The sequence below is a fragment of the Polaromonas vacuolata genome, assembly GCF_012584515.1.
GTDB classification, from domain to species: domain Bacteria; phylum Pseudomonadota; class Gammaproteobacteria; order Burkholderiales; family Burkholderiaceae_C; genus Polaromonas; species Polaromonas vacuolata.
Map to the genome: position 1 here is coordinate 219,207 of NZ_CP051461.1, position 20,166 is coordinate 239,372.

At 52.8% G+C, this 20,166-nt stretch carries 21 protein-coding genes; 14 read left to right on the plus strand and 7 right to left on the minus strand.

Annotated features, from left to right (window positions below):
• Positions 1 to 58: 58 nt before the first annotated feature.
• The gene (locus HC248_RS01115; protein ID WP_168920883.1) at positions 59 to 517 is read right to left on the minus strand and encodes a type III secretion system chaperone; all 459 of its coding nucleotides are present in this window, start codon (positions 515 to 517) and stop codon (positions 59 to 61) included.
• A 279-nt stretch (positions 518 to 796) separates the two neighbouring features.
• Here HC248_RS01115 and HC248_RS01120 point away from each other — a divergent pair, with 279 nt between their 5' ends.
• A complete protein-coding gene (locus tag HC248_RS01120) occupies positions 797 to 2,188 on the plus strand; it encodes a MipA/OmpV family protein (RefSeq protein ID WP_168920884.1) in 1,392 nt (463 codons plus the stop codon).
• Between the two features lie 6 nt (positions 2,189 to 2,194).
• Here the strand turns inward: HC248_RS01120 and mnmA are convergent, their stop codons facing one another.
• The 3 genes from mnmA to HC248_RS01135 form a co-directional block, all read right to left on the minus strand.
• Positions 2,195 to 3,364, minus strand: a complete 1,170-nt coding sequence (mnmA, locus tag HC248_RS01125; protein WP_168920885.1) for a tRNA 2-thiouridine(34) synthase MnmA — start codon at positions 3,362 to 3,364, stop codon at positions 2,195 to 2,197.
• 66 nt (positions 3,365 to 3,430) lie between these two features.
• Positions 3,431 to 4,003: an NUDIX hydrolase gene (locus tag HC248_RS01130; RefSeq protein ID WP_168920886.1), complete on the minus strand. Its 573-nt coding sequence runs from the start codon at positions 4,001 to 4,003 to the stop codon at positions 3,431 to 3,433.
• Positions 4,004 to 4,095: 92 nt separating this feature from the next.
• Positions 4,096 to 5,049 carry a LysR family transcriptional regulator gene (locus HC248_RS01135; protein WP_168920887.1) on the minus strand — a complete coding sequence of 318 codons (954 nt, stop codon included), beginning with the start codon at positions 5,047 to 5,049 and terminating at the stop codon, positions 4,096 to 4,098.
• A 121-nt stretch (positions 5,050 to 5,170) separates the two neighbouring features.
• Between HC248_RS01135 and HC248_RS01140 the strand changes: the two genes are divergently transcribed.
• The 6 genes from HC248_RS01140 to HC248_RS01165 all read left to right on the plus strand — a co-directional run bounded on the left by HC248_RS01140 (position 5,171) and on the right by HC248_RS01165 (position 12,344).
• A complete protein-coding gene (locus HC248_RS01140; protein WP_168920888.1) occupies positions 5,171 to 6,688 on the plus strand; it encodes a CoA-acylating methylmalonate-semialdehyde dehydrogenase in 1,518 nt (505 codons plus the stop codon).
• Positions 6,689 to 6,866: 178 nt separating this feature from the next.
• Complete coding sequence (locus HC248_RS01145; RefSeq protein ID WP_168920889.1) at positions 6,867 to 7,982, plus strand: Re/Si-specific NAD(P)(+) transhydrogenase subunit alpha; 1,116 nt, start codon at positions 6,867 to 6,869, stop codon at positions 7,980 to 7,982.
• 48 nt (positions 7,983 to 8,030) lie between these two features.
• Positions 8,031 to 8,360, plus strand: a complete 330-nt coding sequence (locus HC248_RS01150; RefSeq protein ID WP_168920890.1) for an NAD(P) transhydrogenase subunit alpha part 2 — start codon at positions 8,031 to 8,033, stop codon at positions 8,358 to 8,360.
• Complete coding sequence (locus HC248_RS01155; RefSeq protein WP_168920891.1) at positions 8,357 to 9,784, plus strand: NAD(P)(+) transhydrogenase (Re/Si-specific) subunit beta; 1,428 nt, start codon at positions 8,357 to 8,359, stop codon at positions 9,782 to 9,784. Before HC248_RS01150 ends, HC248_RS01155 begins: the two co-directional genes overlap by 4 nt.
• Positions 9,785 to 9,880: 96 nt before the next feature.
• Positions 9,881 to 11,569, plus strand: a complete 1,689-nt coding sequence (locus HC248_RS01160; RefSeq protein WP_168920892.1) for a long-chain-fatty-acid--CoA ligase — start codon at positions 9,881 to 9,883, stop codon at positions 11,567 to 11,569.
• A 7-nt stretch (positions 11,570 to 11,576) separates the two neighbouring features.
• Positions 11,577 to 12,344: a 5'-methylthioadenosine/adenosylhomocysteine nucleosidase gene (locus HC248_RS01165; protein ID WP_168920893.1), complete on the plus strand. Its 768-nt coding sequence runs from the start codon at positions 11,577 to 11,579 to the stop codon at positions 12,342 to 12,344.
• A gap of 15 nt (positions 12,345 to 12,359) precedes the next feature.
• Here the strand turns inward: HC248_RS01165 and corA are convergent, their stop codons facing one another.
• Positions 12,360 to 13,346 (minus strand): magnesium/cobalt transporter CorA, encoded by a 987-nt coding sequence (gene corA, locus HC248_RS01170; protein ID WP_168920894.1) that lies wholly within the window; start codon positions 13,344 to 13,346, stop codon positions 12,360 to 12,362.
• 125 nt (positions 13,347 to 13,471) lie between these two features.
• Positions 13,472 to 14,728, minus strand: a complete 1,257-nt coding sequence (locus HC248_RS01175; RefSeq protein ID WP_168920895.1) for a patatin-like phospholipase family protein — start codon at positions 14,726 to 14,728, stop codon at positions 13,472 to 13,474.
• Between the two features lie 340 nt (positions 14,729 to 15,068).
• Between HC248_RS01175 and hpf the strand changes: the two genes are divergently transcribed.
• The 3 genes from hpf (at position 15,069) to hprK (ending at position 16,999) form a co-directional block, all read left to right on the plus strand.
• A complete protein-coding gene (hpf, locus tag HC248_RS01180) occupies positions 15,069 to 15,410 on the plus strand; it encodes a ribosome hibernation-promoting factor, HPF/YfiA family (RefSeq protein WP_168920896.1) in 342 nt (113 codons plus the stop codon).
• Positions 15,411 to 15,564: 154 nt separating this feature from the next.
• Complete coding sequence (locus HC248_RS01185) at positions 15,565 to 16,038, plus strand: PTS sugar transporter subunit IIA (protein WP_168920897.1); 474 nt, start codon at positions 15,565 to 15,567, stop codon at positions 16,036 to 16,038.
• Positions 16,039 to 16,048: 10 nt separating this feature from the next.
• A complete protein-coding gene (gene hprK, locus HC248_RS01190) occupies positions 16,049 to 16,999 on the plus strand; it encodes an HPr(Ser) kinase/phosphatase (protein ID WP_168920898.1) in 951 nt (316 codons plus the stop codon).
• Between the two features lie 7 nt (positions 17,000 to 17,006).
• Here hprK and fur read toward each other — a convergent pair whose 3' ends face one another.
• A complete protein-coding gene (gene fur, locus HC248_RS01195; protein WP_168920899.1) occupies positions 17,007 to 17,453 on the minus strand; it encodes a ferric iron uptake transcriptional regulator in 447 nt (148 codons plus the stop codon).
• A 155-nt stretch (positions 17,454 to 17,608) separates the two neighbouring features.
• Here fur and HC248_RS01200 point away from each other — a divergent pair, with 155 nt between their 5' ends.
• Genes HC248_RS01200 through HC248_RS01215 form a run of 4 tightly spaced genes read left to right on the plus strand, consistent with a single transcriptional unit; the run spans position 17,609 to position 20,107 of the window.
• Entirely contained in the window at positions 17,609 to 18,190 is a 582-nt protein-coding gene (locus HC248_RS01200; RefSeq protein WP_238342685.1) for an outer membrane protein assembly factor BamE, read from the plus strand.
• The gene (dapB, locus tag HC248_RS01205; RefSeq protein WP_168920901.1) at positions 18,187 to 19,002 is read left to right on the plus strand and encodes a 4-hydroxy-tetrahydrodipicolinate reductase; all 816 of its coding nucleotides are present in this window, start codon (positions 18,187 to 18,189) and stop codon (positions 19,000 to 19,002) included. The genes HC248_RS01200 and dapB overlap by 4 nt, the downstream gene beginning before the upstream one ends.
• Positions 19,003 to 19,004: 2 nt before the next feature.
• Entirely contained in the window at positions 19,005 to 19,664 is a 660-nt protein-coding gene (locus tag HC248_RS01210) for a MotA/TolQ/ExbB proton channel family protein (RefSeq protein WP_168920902.1), read from the plus strand.
• Positions 19,661 to 20,107, plus strand: coding sequence for an ExbD/TolR family protein (locus HC248_RS01215; protein WP_168920903.1), 447 nt, complete (start codon positions 19,661 to 19,663; stop codon positions 20,105 to 20,107). The genes HC248_RS01210 and HC248_RS01215 overlap by 4 nt, the downstream gene beginning before the upstream one ends.
• Positions 20,108 to 20,166 lie beyond the last annotated feature (59 nt).

The window sequence follows — 20,166 nt, forward strand, 5'->3', positions numbered from 1 at the left end:
AATAGTTAATTTTTAATTACTCTTGTACGAAGTTCATTTCATCAGTGTGAATACTTTTTTAAGCGCGCCAAAAAGCTGTATTCATATCAATTGAGTTAGTGGTGATTTCTGTTGTCACATCTTGTTGTGGGCTGTTTAGCTTCAGCTCCCATGCTTCTGCTGTTGCCACAAACTGTTCAATAATGGTCGCAAAGGCTTCGCTACCGATATTGTTGGCATTTACATTTCTGCATAGAATTATTTCGTGGTGCGTCACGTCGATCGCTAGCGTTGCGCCCAAGGTTTGATTGCAGAAAAGATTTCCTACTAAAAGTTGTTGGTAAATATTTTCTTTTTCCTGGGATGGAATCGGACCAAGGATTGAGTAGATTTGAAGTGCTTCTGTTTCCGGATCATGTTCTATGCTTACTGCTGTTTTCCCGTCAAACAACATACGCGTACAACCGTTTTCGTCAAACCGCAAGTCGGGAAGACCCATTGCAATACCCAAACATTTTAGTAATTGATTTGCATCCATAAAAGTATGAGTAACTGCTTTATTGAGTTGGTTGCATGCTGGGTTACTAAATGAATAAGCTTCTGCAATAAAGATACAAAGTCAATATTTTTAGTTTATTTATTTAATAATTTGAGTTGTGCCGGGGAGCCTAAATCATAAATATATTAATTTCAAACATTGAAATCTGCTTTATTTTTGCTACTTTGTTTCGTCTAGCTACGTACATTTTGATTTACATTTGTACAGGATTTTTTAATTTATCAATACGATTCTTTAATCTAACTGGCTATTTATAAGATGATTTCTTTTTCAAATCTCAATTCGCTATCTTTAACAACCATTATTTTTTCAGCTTTTGTTAGCACTGGCGTTGCTCGTGCTGGTGTTGGCGTTGATCCCTTGACCGAGGTACTTGATTCCACTGGTAGCGCCGGGTTAGGTCTGTTGGCGCAGGCTGCGCCTTCGCCCTATAAGGACGGTGGTGTGCGTTTTGACCTGCTGCCGCTTTATCTTTACGAAGGTAAGACTCTTTTCTTGCGCGCTAACCGAGGTGGTCTTAAGCTATTTTCTGATAATGCTCAACGTTTGGATTTATTTCTTGAGCAACGACTTGAAGGCTTTCCAGTTGATAGGTTGCCCTCTAGCCTTGTTGGAATGGCTAACCGTGACAGCGGCATTGATTTGGGCTTGTCATACCGCAACACCCAGCCTTGGGGCACTGTGCATGCAGAATTTCTACACGATGCGGGCAACACCTCCAAAGGTAATGAAGCGCGGCTCGGTTATAGCTATCAGTGGCGTTCAGGTCTTTGGTCACTGCGACCTAGCCTTACCTTCGCTATGCGCGACGCAAAGCTTAATAATTACTACTACGGTGTAAGACCTAATGAGGCTAGAACTGGTCGTTTAAGCTATATGCCTGGCGCTGGCGTGAACACTACGTTAGGCCTTTATGGTGCGTATGACTTAACTCAGCGCTGGCAATTGCTAGGGGGTGTTTCGGTGACTAGTTTTAGTCAAGGCATCAAGGCTAGCCCGATAGTGGAGAAGGGGGTTATTCCGGCTTTGTATTTTGGCGCGGCTTATAACTTTGGCGTTCAGCAGCGCGGATGGGCGCAAGACGAATCGCCTACCTATTTCAAAGCTTTGTATGGCAAAGCAACTGAAGATGGTTGCCATCTCATCAAAATACTGACGGCGCGTTGCTTTGCAACAAATACGGCCAATCCAACCAGTATTGCCGGCATTCAAATAGGTAAAACTTTTATTCAAGAATTGAACGGTTGGCCGCTGGACTTCGTTGGCTATGTCGGCTTAACAGATCATAGCGACCGAGGCTTGCAGTCCAATGGTTTGCAACTTGACTTGTTTATGAAGGCTTACTACTCAGGCTTTGCCTGGAGTCAGAAAATCAAGACGCGTCTTGGCCTAGGTGTTGGTTTATCCGCGGCGCAGCGTGTGCCTTATGCCGAAATTGAGAGCGGCAAGACGGGTTCTCGCTTGCTCAACTATCTTGATCCAACGCTCGACGTAAGCTTGGGTGACCTGATTGGTTCGCGTGCGCTGAAAAATACATTTATAGGCGTTGGCGTATCGCATCGATCTGGCATTTTTGGCACCTCCAGTCTTTTGGGTAACGTCAATGGCGGCTCGAACTATATCTACACCTATCTTGAGACTGCGCTTTGATTTCGATTAACGATTTTGGCTGGCAGCAATGACGCCACCGCCTAGACATACATCGCCTTGATAGAGTACGGCTGATTGGCCAGGCGTGACGGCCCATTGGGCTTTCTCAAAAGACAGTGATATAGCTTTAATATCGTCGGCCAAAATAATTTGACTTAAATCGCAAGCCGCATCGGCTTGCCGGTAGCGCGTTTTAGCCGCTAGATCGCTAAGTCCTTGAGGCGGTGGTGAGCCGGCTACCCAGCTGCAGTCTTGTGCACTCAGGCTGTTTGACGCCAGCCAAGGGTGGTCGTGGCCTTGCACTACCCACAGCGTGTTGCTGTCCATGTCTTTGCGAGCGACAAACCAAGCTTGGTGCTCACCCACGCCGCGAAGACCTTTGGCCTGGGCTGCTTTGAGGTCAGCCCCTTTAGCTTTAACGCCACCTATACCCAAGCCTTGGCGTTGACCTAAGGTGTAAAAAGATAGGCCAATGTGCTCGCCTAATACCCGGCCTTTATCCGTTTTGATCGGGCCTGGCGCTTTGGCGATGTAGCGGTTGAGGAAGTCACGAAAGGGCCGCTCGCCGATAAAGCAAATGCCAGTTGAGTCTTTTTTACGAGCATTGGGTAAGCCGATCTCAGCGGCGATGCGGCGTACTTCAGTTTTATGCATCTCTCCAATGGGAAACAAGGTCTTAGAAAGCTGGGCCTGACTGAGACGGTGCAAAAAGTAGCTTTGGTCTTTAGAGGGGTCCAGTCCCTTGAGCAATTCGAACAAACCACTTTGGCTGTTTTGCCTGACGCGCGCGTAATGACCAGTGGCTATTTTTTCGGCACCCAAGCGCATGGCATGGTCTAAAAAAGCTTTGAATTTGATCTCTGCGTTGCACAGAATGTCTGGGTTGGGTGTGCGGCCAGCCTGATATTCACGCAGGAATTCAGCAAATACTCGGTCTTTGTAGTCGGCCGCAAAGTTGACATGTTCTATCTCTATGTCAATCACGTCGGCTACGGCAGCTGCATCAACGAAGTCAATGTTGGAGGAGCAGAACTCGCTGTCGTCGTCATCCTCCCAGTTCTTCATGAAGATACCGATGACCTCATGGCCTTGTTGCTTAAGCATCCAAGCGGTCACAGCCGAGTCGACTCCACCGCTTAAACCGACCACCACACGTTTTCTGTTACTTGTTCCCATCTGCCGGATTATCCCTGCAGCGGCTTTCACCAGAAGCGCTGCGGGAATTCAGTTGTGCAAGCGCTGTTAAAGCACGGTGGTGAGGTTTTTCGCGGGCACTAGCGCGGGCGTAAGAGTTGTCGTTATTGCCGCGGGATGTTGGGCGTAAACCGAATCGTCAGTGGTAAGCAGTGACAGGGGAAAGCGTTGGCCTATCAAGTAATCGTCCAGACACTTGATGAGCAGTGGGCTGCGGTGCATGGCGGTGCTGGCTCGGATTTCGGCTTCGCTTAACCAAACTGCGCGCACTATGCCTTCGTCTAAGGCTTGACCAGGTACGAATGCGCCTAGCTGACCGCAAAAGGCAAAACGCAGATAAGTGATGTCCTCAATGTCATTTTGGCCTGGTGTGGCGCGCTCAAAGCGTGACATGTAAACGCCAATAATGGCTTCGGGTTTGAAGTGAAACGCGGTCTCCTCCAGGGTTTCACGCGCGCAAGCTTGTTCTGGGTTCTCACCGGGGTCTAGGTGTCCGGCTGGATTATTTAATTTCAGACCGTCGCGGGTTTCCTCTTCGACCAGCAAAAATTTGCGTACGCCGTCAAAGTCGCGTTCAATCACAGCCGCTACGGTGACGCTGGGTTTCCATCGTGTTTTCATGGCGGTGATTATGATCGCGAACGGTCACTACTAAGGTAATTCGCATCAGCAATTAGCGGTGATAAATGAGGTCTTTGTGTCTCATTGGGGACTTATCTGGCGTCCGCATTGGCGAAGTCTTGCGCAAAGCTTTGACGCAGATGGGTGACAAACACTTCTACCGACTTAGGAACCTGAGGCGACCACGGGCGTAACGCATAAATTCGTTCACCAAAAAAGCCTTGTACCTGCCAGTCTGGCAGCACTTGTATTAATGCAGGCGACGACTCTGTGCCGGTAAGAGGCAAGCTGAAATCTGGCAGCAGGCCAATACCGAGTCCGGCCAGCATGGCGTCGCGCAGCACTTCGCTGTTATTGGCTTTGAGCATGCCTTTGATGTTCACGCCTATGCGCTCTGGGGTCTTGCGCTTACCTTTATGTATGAACGTCCAGTTGCCGGCGTGGCTGCCTAGGTAAAGCAGGCAGTCGTGGTTACTCAGCTCCGAGGGATGGCTGGGCGTGCCGCGCCGTAACAGGTAATCCGCGCTGGCCAGCAATATGGAGCGGGTTTGGCACAACTCCCACGCCACATGGGTTTCAGGCGGTGTGTTGGTGTGACGTATGGCTAGATCAAAACCTTCTTTGGCTAAATTCACAAAGCGGTCGGTTAACTCCAGCTCTATTTGTATCTCTGGAAACTGACGCAAAAAGTTGGCGATGATGCGCGCCAAATGCTGTCGACCTAATGCCACCGGCGCAGTCACGCGGATCAGGCCGCGCGGCGTGCCGACCAAGTCACGTGCGGCTGTGTAGCTTTGCTGGATGCGGTCAAACGCCGGCTGCATATCGTTGACCATTTGCTGGCCGGCTTCGGTCAGGCCGACTGAGCGCGTAGTACGCCGCACCAGCATCACACCGGCTGAGCGCTCTAGCTCGCTGATGCGCATGCTGGCCGAGGCCTTGGACACGCCTAGCCGTAAGGCCGCCTGAGTAAAGCTTCGAGTGCTGGCCAACACGGTAAGCAGGTGCAAGTCGCTAAGCAGTGGAGAAATGTGGTCAGTTGACATTTAATTTCGATTAAATCGTTCAGGAATATGAACAATGTAATCAGTAATGATGGGGTTATCAAACTCTTACGCCGCACCTAGACTGGTTCAATAGCAAAACAATCACTCTTTAGGGATACTCATGACACAAGCAGCGATCAGCATCGGCCACTATTTGAACGGCCAAGTCTCCGTTCCTCAGACTGGCCGTAGCCAGCCGGTCTACAACCCCGCCACCGGCGCAGTCACCGGTCATGTCGCGCTGGCTAATGCAGCAGATGTTGGTGTCGCCGTGGCCTCAGCCAAAGCTGCTTTCCCTGCTTGGAGCAATCTGCCACCGCTGCGCCGCGCTCGTGTGATGTTTAAATATCTTGAGCTGCTCAACGCGAATAAAGACAAGTTAGCGCACATGATTACCGCTGAGCACGGCAAGGTATTTACCGACGCGCAAGGCGAGGTCTCCCGCGGTATAGATATCGTTGAGTTCGCCTGTGGTATCCCACAACTGCTTAAAGGTGACTTCACCGATCAAGTCTCCACCGGCATAGACAACTGGACACTGCGCCAGCCCTTGGGTGTGGTCACCGGCATTACGCCGTTCAATTTCCCTGTGATGGTGCCAATGTGGATGTTTCCGGTGGCAATTGCCGCTGGTAATTGCTTTGTACTCAAGCCCAGCCCGATAGATCCAAGTGCCAGTATTTTTATGGCTGAGTTGCTCAAGCAAGCTGGCTTGCCAGATGGTGTTTTCAGCGTAGTGCAGGGCGATAAAGAAGCCGTTGATGCACTTTTGGTCCACCCGGATGTGATGGCGATTTCTTTTGTCGGCTCCACGCCAATTGCCAACTACATCTACGAAACCGGTGCCCATCACGGCAAGCGCGTACAAGCTTTGGGTGGTGCTAAAAATCACATGGTGGTTATGCCCGATGCTGACTTAGAGCAAGCTGTGGATGCGTTAATTGGCGCTGGCTACGGCTCGGCTGGCGAGCGTTGCATGGCGATTTCGGTCGCAGTATTGGTAGGCGATGTGGCGGAAAAGTTAATCCCCATGCTGGCCGCGCGCGCCAAGACTTTGGTCATTAAAGACGGCGAAAACCTCGACGCTGAGATGGGTCCTATCGTTACTTCTATCGCTCACAAGCGCATCACTGGCTATATCGATTTAGGTGTTGAAGAAGGTGCTGAACTGCTGGTGGACGGCCGTACCTTCACCGGTGCTAACGCTGGCAGCGGCTGTGAAAACGGTTACTGGATGGGTGGCACGCTGTTTGACCATGTCACTCCTGATATGCGCATTTACAAAGAAGAAATTTTTGGCCCAGTGCTAGGCTGCGTGCGCGTGAAAGACTTCGCCGAAGCGGTAGACCTGATCAATGCCCATGAGTTTGGTAACGGCGTGAGCTGCTACACCCGCGATGGCCATGTTGCTCGTGAATTTAGCCGCCGCATACAAGTTGGCATGGTTGGCATCAACGTGCCTATACCTGTACCTATGGCTTGGCACGGTTTTGGCGGTTGGAAGAAAAGTCTGTTTGGCGACATGCATGCCTATGGCGAAGAGGGCGTGCGTTTCTACACCAAGCAAAAGTCCATCATGCAGCGTTGGCCTGAAAGCATTGGTAAGGGTGCTGAATTTGTCATGCCGACTGCTAAGTAAACGGTTCGACTTAGCCTTTTATGAGGCAGTAACAAGCCAATAGACTGTGGGGAAACTTCAGTCAGTTGGTTTGGTCACATCAAATCTCAGTTAAGCTGCTCGAACCTATAAGTTCGCGCGGCTGCTTTGCAGTTGGTGCGGACACCTTTTTAAAAACAACCGCACAGAGGAGAGACCCATGCTGATTGGGGTACCTGCCGAAATTAATGATGGTGAAACACGTGTTGCCATCACGCCTGAAACCGCCAAAAAACTCATCGCTTTGGGGCATACCATACGGGTCCAAGTCGGTGCCGGTGTGGCTGCCAGCGTTACCGATGCAGCTTATGTGGCGATTGGTGCAGAAGTGACTGATGCGGCTGGCGCCTATGCTGCCGACATCGTGCTTAAAGTGCGCTGCCCGCTCGAGAGCGAAATTGGCTTAGCCCGCGCTGGTAGCGTAATTGTTGGCATGCTCAATCCCTTTGACGCCGATGGCCTTAAGCGTCTTGCAGCTGCACAATTGACTTCCTTTTCTTTAGAAGCCGCGCCGCGTACCAGCCGCGCGCAAAGCATGGACGTGCTGTCCTCGCAAGCCAATATCGCCGGCTACAAGGCCGTGATCATGGCTTCTGAGAGCTATAAGCGCTTTTTCCCCATGTTGATGACGGCAGCCGGCACAGTTAAAGCCGCCCGGGTTGTGGTTCTGGGCGTTGGCGTTGCTGGTTTGCAAGCCATTGCTACCGCCAAGCGTTTAGGCGCTGTGATTGAAGCCAGTGATGTGCGCCCTAGCGTGAAAGAACAAGTGGAGTCGCTAGGCGGGAAATTTATAGAAGTGGCCTACGAGACCGACGAAGAGCGCGAAGCCGCCGTCGGCGTGGGCGGCTACGCCAAGCCCATGCCAGCGAGCTGGCTGGCACGCCAGAAAATCGAAGTCGCCAAGCGCGTGGCGCAGGCTGATGTGGTGATCACCACCGCTTTGATCCCCGGTCGCCCAGCGCCTGAGTTGGTAAGCGAAGAGATGGTCAAGTCCATGAAACCGGGCAGCGTGATTGTTGACCTAGCCGCACCTCAAGGCGGCAACTGCCCGCTGACCGAACCTGGCAAAGTCGTGGTCAAGCATGGCGTGACGTTGATTGGCCACACCAATGTGGCAGCCCTAGTGGCGGCGGATGCCAGCGCGCTGTATGCCCGCAATCTGTTTGACTTCCTCAAGCTCATCATCACCAAGGAAGGTGAGCTCAAGATCGACATGGAAGACGACATCGTTGCGGCTTGTCTGATGACGCAAGCCGGTAAAGTCACTCGCGCTTAAAGCGCCTGTCCTGCCTGCTAAGCACTCCCCAATAAAAGAAAGAAAGTCATGGAAGTCACACACACCATTACCAACCTCATCATCTTCGTGTTGGCCATATACGTTGGCTACCACGTGGTGTGGACGGTCACGCCGGCCTTGCACACGCCTTTGATGGCTGTTACCAATGCCATTTCCGCCATCGTGATCGTGGGCGCCATGCTGGCCGCTGCGCTGACCGAAACCACCTTGGGCCGCACTATGGGCATATTGGCTGTGGTGTTGGCTGCGGTCAACGTCTTCGGCGGCTTTTTGGTCACGCGCCGAATGCTGGAGATGTTCCGTAAAAAGGAAAAGAAAGCGCCTGCAGCTGATGCTGGCAAGGGAGCGTCCAAATGAGCATGAATATCGTCACGCTGCTGTACTTGGTAGCTTCGGTCTTTTTCATCCAAGCCCTCAAAGGTTTGTCGCACCCCACCACCTCGCTGCGGGGTAATTTATTCGGCATGACCGGCATGTTAATTGCCATCCTCACCACCGCGGCCCTCATCGTCGAGACCGCAGGCGGCAAGGCTTTTGGTATGGTGTACGTGCTCGGTGCGTTGGTTGTGGGCGGCGGCGCTGGCACCATCATGGCCAAACGCGTCGAGATGACCAAGATGCCCGAGTTGGTGGCTTTCATGCACAGCATGATTGGTCTGGCAGCGGTCTTTATCGCAGTAGCTGCGGTAGCTGAGCCCTATGCGTTCGGAATTGTTGCAAAGGGTCTAGAGATTCCCGCTGGTAACCGGCTGGAACTGTTTCTGGGCGCAGCTATTGGTGCTGTCACCTTTAGCGGTTCTGTGATTGCCTTTGGCAAGCTCAGCGGCAAGTACAAATTCAGATTGTTCCAAGGTGCGCCGGTGACTTTCCCTGGCCAGCACAAGATCAATTTGGTTCTTGGCTTATTGCTGTTGGGTCTGGGTTTGACTTTCATGTTGACCGGTAGCTGGACTGCATTTTTTGCGATGTTGGCGCTGGCCTTTGTGATGGGCGTGCTCATCATTATCCCGATTGGCGGCGCTGATATGCCCGTCGTTGTGTCCATGCTGAATAGCTATTCTGGTTGGGCTGCAGCTGGCATTGGTTTCTCGCTTAACAACGCCATGCTCATCATTGCGGGCTCGTTGGTAGGCTCTTCCGGCGCTATCTTGTCCTACATCATGTGCAAGGCCATGAACCGGTCTTTCTTTAACGTGATTCTGGGTGGCTTTGGCGGCGAAGCGGGGCAAGCACCAGCGGCTGGTGATGTGGCCAAGCGCAACGTCAAGTCGGGTTCTGCAGACGACGCCGCCTTCATTTTGAGCAATGCGGAAACCGTCATTATTGTGCCGGGCTATGGTCTGGCTGTGGCGCGGGCTCAGCATTCGGTTAAAGAGTTGGCACAAAAACTCACAGACCGCGGCATTACCGTTAAGTACGCCATCCACCCGGTGGCTGGTCGTATGCCTGGCCATATGAACGTGCTCTTGGCCGAGGCTGAAGTGCCTTATGACCAAGTCTTTGAGATGGAAGACATCAACCCAGAATTCGGTCAGGCCGACGTGGCAATTATTCTGGGCGCTAACGACGTGGTTAACCCAGCCGCGCATGTCAAAGGCAGTGCCATTTACGGTATGCCGATTCTTGAGGCCTTCAAGGCCAAGACTGTGATTGTTAACAAGCGTTCCATGGCAGCTGGTTACGCCGGTCTAGACAATGAATTGTTCTACATGGACAAGACCATGATGGTCTTTGGTGATGCGAAAAAAGTCATCGAGGACATGGGTAAAGCAATCGAGTAGAAGGTTTGAGGCTGCCTGTGCAGCAGCCTCAAGGCTATTTTGGCGTACGGTGATAAGAATTGATTAGACTCTGTCTCACTTACGGAGGAGACAATAATGATTCAAACTACCGCAGAGCGCTCTTGGCTTAATGCATACCCTGAAGGCGTACCTGCTGACATAGACGTCACGCAGTACTCTTCGCTAGTCGGATTGATGGAGGAGAGCTTTTCCCAACACCGGGACAGTGTTGCCTACAGCTTTCTGGGCAAAGACATACATTTCGGTCAAGTCGACCAACTCTCGACAGCCTTTGGCGCTTACCTACAGGGTCTAGGGCTGGCCAAGGGCGAGCGTGTCGCCATCATGCTGCCCAATGTGCCGCAATACCCCATTGCCGTGGCAGCCATCTTGCGTGCTGGCTATGTAGTCGTCAATGTCAACCCGCTGTATACGCCGCGTGAGCTGGAACATCAACTCAAAGACTCAGGCGCTAAAGTCATAGTCATCATTGAAAATTTTGCCCGTACGCTAGAGCAGTGCATTGGCAACACCCCAGTCAAACACATTGTTTTGTGTTCCATGGGTGACCAGCTTGGCCTGCTGAAAGGCGCCCTAGTTAACTACATGGTGCGTAAAGTCAAAAAGCTGGTGCCGGCTTTTCGTTTGCCTGGGGCGGTGCGCTTTAAGGATGCAGTAGCGCGTGGCTCGCGTTCGGCCTTGCGGCGTCCGGCCATCCGCGCCGACGATGTCGCTGTGCTGCAGTACACCGGCGGCACGACCGGCGTGTCCAAGGGTGCGGTGCTGCTGCACAGCAATGTGATTGCCAATGTGCTTCAGTCAGAAGCGTGGAATCAGCCCGCTATGAGTAGCTTGGCGGGCGGTGTGCAGCCGGTCTATGTCTGCGCCTTGCCGCTTTATCATATTTTTGCGTTCACGGTAAACATGATGTTAGGCATGCGCTCTGGCGGTAAGAACATACTCATTCCTAATCCGCGTGACTTAAGCGCAGTACTCAAGGAGCTGTCTAAGCACCAAGTGCACACCTTTCCGGCGGTCAATACCTTGTTTAATGGCTTGGCCAATCATGCGGATTTCAACAGCGTTGATTGGTCACATTTGAAGGTTTCTCTGGGCGGCGGCATGGCGGTGCAAAGCGCTGTGGCCAAGCTTTGGTTGGATAAGACGGGCTGCGCCATTTGCGAGGGTTATGGTCTGTCTGAGACTTCGCCATCGGCCAGTTGCAACCCGACCAATAGCAAAACTTTTACCGGCACGATAGGTGTGCCTTTACCCAGCACTTGGATGAAACTGGTTGATGACGAAGGCCGCGAGGTGGCCCAAGGCGAGGCTGGCGAGATTGCCATCAAGGGCCCGCAAGTCATGGCGGGTTATTGGCAGCGTCCAGATGAGACTGCAAAGGTCATGACGGCCGACGGTTACTTCAAGTCTGGCGATATCGGTGTGCAGGATGTGAATGGTTTCTTCAGAATCGTTGACCGCAAAAAAGACATGATTTTGGTCAGCGGCTTTAATGTCTATCCCAATGAAATCGAAGATGTAGTGGGTAAACTCGCCGGCGTAATGGAGTGCGCCTGCGTCGGTGTGGCCGATGAAAAGACTGGTGAGGCCGTCAAATTAGTGATCGTTAAAAAGAATCCTGAGCTGACCGAGGCAATAGTGCGTGAGTATTGCAAGGCCAATTTGACCGGCTACAAACAACCCCGAGTGATTGAGTTCCGCAACGATTTACCCAAGACACCAGTAGGGAAAATTCTCCGGCGTGAACTGCGAGATAAGAAATAAGAACGTGGTGAGTACCACTGCCATTCTCAGTGCACTGCCCGAAGAGCAGCAAGGCCTGATCGCGCTGTTGCACCAGCCAATCAAAACCTTGTATGCGGGCCGCGAATTCTGGCAAGGCCATCTGCATGGTCAGCCAGTGTTGTTGGCGCTCTCAGGCATAGGCAAGGTTGCTGCGGCTACTACTGCAACTGTGTTGATTGCGCATTTTGGCGTCTCGCGGATTGTTTTTACCGGCGTAGCTGGCGGATTGGGTGAGGGCGTGCAAGTCGGTGATGTGGTGGTCGCCCATGACTTTATGCAGCACGACATGGACGTCTCCCCACTCTTTCCCCGTTACCTAGTGCCCTTGCATGGCAAGACTTGCTTTGCAGCTGACGGGGCGCTAACTGCTGAGCTATTCGCGGCAGCGCAGTCAGCATTGGTCCAGCTCAATGCTAGCTTGTCTACTTGGGCTTTTCCGAGTGCGCGCGTACACCGAGGGCTAGTCGCCAGCGGTGACCGTTTTGTCTCGGGTCGGCAAGAGGCGCAGGATTTGCGTGACCGATTGCAGGCCGCAGGTCACGCCGTGCTGGCCGTCGAAATGGAGGGCGCTGCGATTGCCCAGGTTTGCCACGATTACCAGTTGCCGTTTGCATCGGTGCGGACTATTTCAGACCGTGCTGATGATGCCGCACATCTGGATTTTTCGTATTTTGTGAGTCAGGTGGCCAGTGTTTATGCGCGCACTGTGATTGAAAAACTATTGCTCAATTCCAAGGCAATGCCGCAATCATGAGGCTTTATGTTGCCGCTATTTAAGCCATCCCCTGCGACGGAAATAATACATAGGCACCAATGCGCTGGCCAGCATCAAGCTGATGGCGTAGGGGTAGCCGAAAGTCCATTCCAACTCTGGGAAAAACTTAAAGTTCATGCCGTAAACGCTGGCGATCAAGGTTGGCGGTAATAACGCGACGCTGGCAACCGAGAAAATTTTGATGATCTTGTTTTGGTTGATATTAATAAAACCAACCGTGGCATCCATCAAGAAATTTATCTTGTCGAATAAAAATGCGGTGTGTGAGTCTAGTGAATCAATGTCGCGCAGAATTTGCCTAGCTTCTTCGAATTGTTCGGCGTTAAGCATTTTGCTGCGCATCATAAAACTCACCGCTCGCCGCGTATCCATCATGTTGCGACGTATGCGGCCATTCAAATCTTCGTGGCGTGCAATCGAGCCCAGCACCTCGCTGGCCAGCGCATCACTCAGGTCGCCCGAGAGCACTTGGGCGCTGACTTTTTCGAGCTTGACGTAAACCCCTTCTAGCGTGTCCGCAGAGTATTCCGCGTCTGCGTCGAATAACTTGAGCAGCACCTCCTTGGCATCCTCGATCAGGCCGGGTGCGCGGCGGGCACGCATCCTCAGCAGCCGAAATACCGGTACGTCTTCGTCGTGTATGGAAAACAGCACACCTTTGCTTTTGAGGTCGTCGTTGACTAAGTTGAGGATAAAAGCCACGCGTACCGTACGCGGCTCGTCCGCGTCGGCGATTAAAAAGTCAGAACGAATATGTAGCTCGCCGTTATCTTCTTCATAAAAACGCGCGGATTCCTCGATGTCCTCGTCCATGGCGTCTTCCGGAATCGACAGTCCGTAGTACTGTTTTATCCAACGTTTTTCTTCCGGTGTGGGCGATTCGAGATCAACCCAAATAGGTTGGAATTTGGAGAGTTCCTCTAGAGATTCGATTTCTTCTTGGAAAAGCCTGCCGTTGGCGAGCGTGAAAATATTGAGCATGCTTTTAGTCGCTTGGGTTCAGGTTACCGAGCAGTCAAGGCTGCACGGCAAAAGGGGAATGTCTGCCAATGATTATGGCATTGCGTTATGTCGCAATTAGACTTGGTGAGTCTTGCCGCCCGGACTCAGAAGTGCATAGCGCCGTTGGCTGCCGCGTCGCTGCCAAAGCCAAAAAACGTTAGTAATTCGCTTTTGCGCGCATAGGCGTCACGCTCGCCCAATGCTATTAAGTCCTTGACAAAGCCGGGTTCAAAAAGCAAGTAGCTGGCCAATGCAGCGCCACCCGGGCTGGCTTTGCTGCCTAGTGCACCAAGGCCGGACAGCGCGTTATAAGTAGCCGGGTGTAACTCGCCAACATGCTGCTGCGCCATCGCGTCCAGCGATCGGGAGGGTGAAATCGACATCACCTCAACCGGTTTGTAGGGCAACATGGCGGCTATCTCGCGCGGTAATTGATTGAGCGTTTTACTCATTCGTTGAGCTTGCTCTACATCGGCTTGTAGGGTGTCCTGAAATACGCTGGCCATGGCGTGGCCGGCGATCGCGCCTAGCGTTGGTCGGTTGCCGCTGTTGTCAGCTGCACCAGCCAGACCGGCGCGTTCGGGCTGACCTACACCTATCACCAGTACTCGGGATGCACCCAGATGAATGGCCGGCGAGAGCGGCGAGCTTTGGCGCATGGAGCCATCGCCGAAATACTCGCGGTGTTCATCGACCCAAAGTGGTGTTGACGGAAAGATAAACGGCAGCGCGCTGGATGCCATTAAGTGCTCAATCGTGATGTGCTGAAACTCTGTGCGCCGACCCGGTCTGCTCCAATTGGTGAGCGGCTTACCTAATGCGGTTTGGCAAAAAGTCCAGTGCACGCCGCTGGTGTAGCTCGATGCGGCCACGGCCAATGCATGCAAGGTTTTGTCATGCAAAGCTTGCTCGATATCGGGCAAGGAAATAGCGCGGTGCAGGGTATCGACTAAAGGCGTATTGTTCAGAAAAGCTTGCTGCCTGCGTACATGTTGGGATAAAAATAACGCGGCGGCGATGCGGCTAGAGCGTATCCATCGCGGCACGTCAAGGTGGTAGACCTGATCTGAGCGCAGTTCAGCCCAGAAATTGGCCAGCAGGCCAAAAGCGTTGAGACCCTTGATGGCATGGCTGGCCAGATAGGCCGCATTAAGTGCGCCGGCTGAAGTGCCGACCAGAATTTTGAAAGGAAAGGTTTGCTGGTCTGGCCAGAGGCCGCCAGCCAGAGACAGCATGCTACCTAGTGCGCGCAGCACGCCTGCCTGATAAGCGGTACGTGCACCGCCGCCCATCAGTACCAGCGCATAGGTGTGGTCTTTGTTGTCCGTTACGGATGTGGAGATAGGTATTGCACGTGGCATGTTGTCCTGCTCCAGCCATATATTTTGTGTAAACAAACGAGTTTTAATGTCAGTATGCGCGTGAATTCATGCGTTTTTCAAGGCTTCAAATGTGGCTATTGCGTGACAGAGCACCTATCGGAAACCCTAGTGTGTTCATTCGCGCAACGGTTTTGAGGCAATTAAGTAATCAAAGTGAATTATTCGAGTCGGGGCCTTGCTTTTTTTTTCAAATGTCTGATTGCGCCGAGTAGATTTAGAGCGCATAGTTAATCCAAGCCTGTTGTCCCTACCGCCTCTTTCCGATTTTCGGTAAGTGGTTTTTTCAACCTGGTTCCATAAGTGGATGAGGAGTTTCTCTATGAATTTGACGATTAGTGGTCATCATCTTGAAGTCACGCCAGCGCTGCGTAGCTACGTGACAAGCAAGCTCGATCGAATTACCCGACATTTTGATCAAGTAGTGGATGTCAAAGTGCTTTTGACGGTGGACAACATGAAGGAAAAGGAAAAACGTCAGCGGGCTGAGTGCAACGTGCATGTCAAGGGCGCTGATTTGTTTGCAGAGAGTTCACACGCAGATTTGTACGCAGCAGTCGACGAGTTGACCGATAAGCTCGACCGACAGGTTGTTCGTCACAAGACTAAGACTCAAGACCACCACCACACCACAGCCAAACGTCAGGACGCGTTGAACGATTGATGCATTTAAAAGTGTTGCAGACTATGCATAGCTTGCTATCTTTTTTGAAATTAATAAGTATTCTTATTAGCTGCCGATAAATCCGGCAGTTTTTTTTATGTCATTTTTTTGTTAAGGGTCTCGGTCAAGTGCATAATTCGGCGATTACTAAGCTATGAATCGTCTTTCCCAAATTTTGCCCCCCACTCAGGTTCTGGTCAGCGTAGAAGCGACCAGCAAAAAGCGCGCTTTTGAAGAAGCTGGCTTGCTGTTTGAAAATCAACACGGCCTCAATCGTGCCTTGATTACCGACAGTCTCTTTGCGCGCGAGCGTTTAGGCTCTACTGGTTTAGGCCATGGCGTTGCAATTCCGCATGGTCGTATCAAGGGCCTCAAAGCGCCCATGGCGGCCGTGTTTCAATTGCATGCGCCGATTGGTTTCGATGCGCCAGATGAGCAGGCTGTGGCCTTGCTTATCTTTTTGTTGGTCCCTGAAGCTGCGACCCAAAAACACCTTGAAATCCTTTCTGAAATTGCTGAGTTGCTCAGCGACAGTGCCTTGCGTGAGCAGCTCAAGTCATGCAATGACGCGGTCCAGCTGCATCAGATGATTGCCTCTTGGCGCTCAGCTCAACTGGCTGGCGGTTAGGCGTTCAGTCGTGAAACCAACCGCAATCAGCGCCGACGTCCTGTTTGAAGATCACCGGGCGGCTTTGAAGTGGGAATGGGTCGCCGGACTTGGTGCTTCAGAGCGCCGGTTTGACGAAGTTGCGGTACGCGCCGCCCGCTCTGGTGCGGATTTGGTGGGATACCTCAATTACATTCATCCCTACCGGGTACAAATCTTGGGCGAGCGCGAAGTTGCTTATCTCACCAACGGTGCTAGTGAAGAAGACTGTAAGCGCCGTATTTCCCGCATTATCACGCTAGAACCTCCGGTGCTGGTGGTCGGCGACGGTCAGGTCGCGCCAGACACCTTGCTGTCCATGTGTGAGCGCGCTCAGTTACCGATGTTTGCAACGCCAGAGTCAGCCGCTTTTGTGATCGACGTTTTGCGTGCCTATCTGTCCAAGCATTTTGCTGACCGCACCTCTATGCATGGCGTGTTCATGGATATTTTGGGCATGGGCGTGATGATTACTGGTGAGTCAGGTCTCGGCAAAAGCGAGCTCGGACTTGAATTGATCTCACGCGGCCATGGCATGGTCGCCGACGATGCTGTCGATCTCTACCGCATCAACCAAACCACTATAGAAGGCCGCTGCCCTGACTTGTTGCAAAATTTGCTAGAAGTGCGCGGCATAGGCTTGTTAGATATCAAAGCTATCTTTGGCGAGACCGCGGTGCGCCGCAAGATGCGCCTGAAGATGATTGTCCACTTGGTGCGCAGTGAGACTATGGAGCGCGACTATGAGCGCATTCCCTACGAGCCGCTGACCCAAGACGTGTTGGGTATTCCGGTGCGCAAGGTCGTCATACAAGTTGAGGCCGGACGCAACATTGCGGTGCTGGTCGAGGCCGCCGTGCGCAGTGCTATTTTGCAGCTGCGCGGCATCAATATTTATCAAGAATTTGTCGAGCGGCACCGCAAAGCGATGGAGCAAGGCTAAGCAAAGCCTATCCGTGCGCTTGGCGTGTGGTGTTTCGGCTGGGGCACTCGACTTTGGTGCAGTTGGCGTAAATCGACAGAGAGTGGTCGGCGATGCTAAAGCCTTTGTCTTTGGCGACTGCTGATTGGCGTTTTTCGATTTCCGCATCAAAAAACTCTTCCACCTTGCCGCAGTCTAGGCAGACTAAGTGGTCGTGATGCTGGCCTTCATTGAGCTCATAAATCGCTTTGCCGGATTCGAAGTTGCTGCGATTGAGTAAACCGGCTTGTTCAAACTGCGTCAGCACCCGGTAGACAGTGGCCAAGCCGATGTCTGAGCTGTTTAGCAACAGCACCTTAAACACATCTTCGGCCGTCATATGGCGTTGTTTGCCAGCCTGAAAAATCTCAAGAATTTTCAGGCGCGGTAGCGTTGCTTTTAAGCCGGTATTTTTTAGCTCGTTAATATTGCTCATAGTATTATTTCTCCAGAAAAAGGCAGCGCTAATGCACAGGGGTGAGCGTGGAATTAAATGTCCGCGGCGCTGACGCGGGTTAGCCTCGCCGCTTTACCCTTGGGGCTGTTCCCCCTGCCGCTACAATGATCAATCATATCGCTACACCCCACCCAATGCCCGCAAAAAACAGTTTCAGCATACGTTCAGCGCAAAGCTCAGCGCTCGCCCTCTTTGCCGGTCTGCTGCTCTCGGCTTGCGCCGGCACCAGCACTGGTAGTAGTGCTATCAACCCAGTTAACTGGATCACGCCTTATAAAATCGATGTTATCCAAGGCAATTTCGTCTCAAGTGAGCAAGTTGCACTATTAAAAGCTGGCATGACCCGGCCGCAGGTCAAGGAAGTGCTGGGCACGCCGCTGATCACTAGCATTTTTCACGCCGACCGCTGGGACTATGTGTTTACCTTTAAGCGCCAAGGTGTGCAGTCCCAGTCATACCGCTATAGCGTGTTTTTTAAAGGCGATCGCCTTGAATCATTCAGCGGTGATGACATGCCTAGCGAGAGTGAATTCATCACCCGTCTAGACAACCAGCGCAAGCTAGGTAAGGTGCCGGCCTTGCAAGCCACGCCAGAGCAACTCAAAGCGGCAGAGGCGCAGCGTGGCGCTAAGCCCGCGGTGCAAGCCGCTCCCTTAGCGGCTCCAGCCGGCGCGCAAGCCGCGACTTATCCGCCACTTGAGCGTCCCGCACAATGAGCGATGCGTCACGTATTGCTGTAACCGGCGCCAGCGGCCGCATGGGCCAGATGTTGATAGAGGCCATTCGCCAGAGCGGAGACTGCACGCTCAGTGGCGCGCTCGACCAAGCCTCTAGCCCAGCTATTGGCAGCGATGCAGCCGCTTTTGCGGGTCACGTCAGCGGTGTCCCGATTCACTCGGAGATAGCACGCGGTTTAGCCAATGCACAGGTGTTAATTGATTTCACCCGGCCTGAAGGCACACTCGCGCACTTAGCGGTTTGCCGTCAATTAGGTGTCAACTTGGTGATTGGTACGACTGGTTTTTCCCCCGCTCAAAAAGCCGAAATTGCTGCCGCGGCACAAGACATCGCCATAGTCATGGCGCCGAATATGAGCGTTGGCGTGAATGTCACGCTTAAATTGTTAGAGATGGCCGCCAAAGCGCTGTCTACCGGCTACGACATAGAAATCATTGAAGCTCACCATCGTCACAAGGTCGATGCGCCGTCCGGCACGGCGCTGAAGATGGGTGAAGTTATCGCTGATGCTTTGGGCCGCGACCTCAAGGACTGTGCAGTCTATGCCCGTGAAGGCGTGACCGGCGAGCGCGATCCGTCCAGCATTGGCTTTGCCACCATACGCGGCGGCGACATAGTCGGTGACCATACCGTGCTGTTTGCCGGCATTGGCGAGCGTATAGAAATTAGCCACAAGTCTTCCAGCCGCGCTACTTACGCTCAAGGCAGTTTGCGCGCGGCGCGCTTTCTGCACGGCCGCAAGAGTGGTTTGTTTGACATGTTTGACGTGCTCGGACTCAATCAGGCTTGAGCATGGATATGCTGGCCCTCATGACGCAAGGTGGAACAATCAGTCAGCTGGTTGCGCTGTTGCTGCTGATGATGTCGGTTGCGAGTTGGGTGCTCATACTCTGGAAGTCTTGGTTGCTGTCCCGCGCTGGCAAAGATGTGGCGCGCTGCACGGCGGCTTTCTGGCAGTCCAGCTCTATTGCAGAGGCAAGCCAGACCATCACTGCTTTTGACCGCGAATCTTTAGTGCTTCCTCTGCTCGAAGCGAGCGCGATGACCGGCGGCAGCACATTGGCCGGTGCTGGCGAGAAGTCGGCCCAACTCACCCGCGTTTTACGCAATGCCTTGCATGCTGTTTTACACAAGTTGCAGTTTGGCCAAGTGGTGCTAGCGACGGTGGGTTCCACCGCCCCGTTTGTTGGGCTACTAGGAACTGTTTGGGGTATTTACCATGCGCTGATCGGCATTGCTTCGGCTGGCCAAGTCAGTCTGGACCAAATTTCAGGCCCTGTCGGCGAAGCCTTAATCATGACTGCCGCAGGTCTTGCTGTAGCCATTCCTGCAGTTCTTGCTTACAACATATTTGGTCGTATCGTCGCGCGAATAGAGGCGGAACTGGAAGGCTTTGCGCATGATTTGCGCGAACTACTGACACCCGCCAACCCTCCGCCAGACTTGTCATGAGCTTTGGTCGACTCGGACGCAGCCAAGGTGCGCAGCCCATGAGCGAGATCAATGTCACGCCCTTGGTTGACGTGCTGCTGGTGCTGGTGGTAATTCTCATCATCACGGCACCCTTGCTGGCGAGCTCTATCAAACTCAATCTGCCCAAGACCGATGCGGCTGAGCCAATCGGTCCCGCCGCATCGCTCTCGCTAGTGGTGGACCGCAACGGCCAAGCTTTTCTTAACGACAAGCCGCTAACGCTAACCCAGCTCGGCATCAGCTTAAGCCAAACTGCGGCCCAAGATCCGGATACCGAAGTGCAGCTGCGCGCCGACGCGGCAGTGCCTTATGGCCAGATTGTTACGGTCATGGGTGTGGCGCAAAAAGCCGGTCTTAACCGAATCGGCTTTGTGGCTGACGAGCCCTTGCCGGCTCCAAACGCTGCGCCCGGTAAACCCTAAAACGCGGCCATAGAGACGCTGGTCAGATTTTGTTCTGGCTGCGCCTAAAATCATCTTTA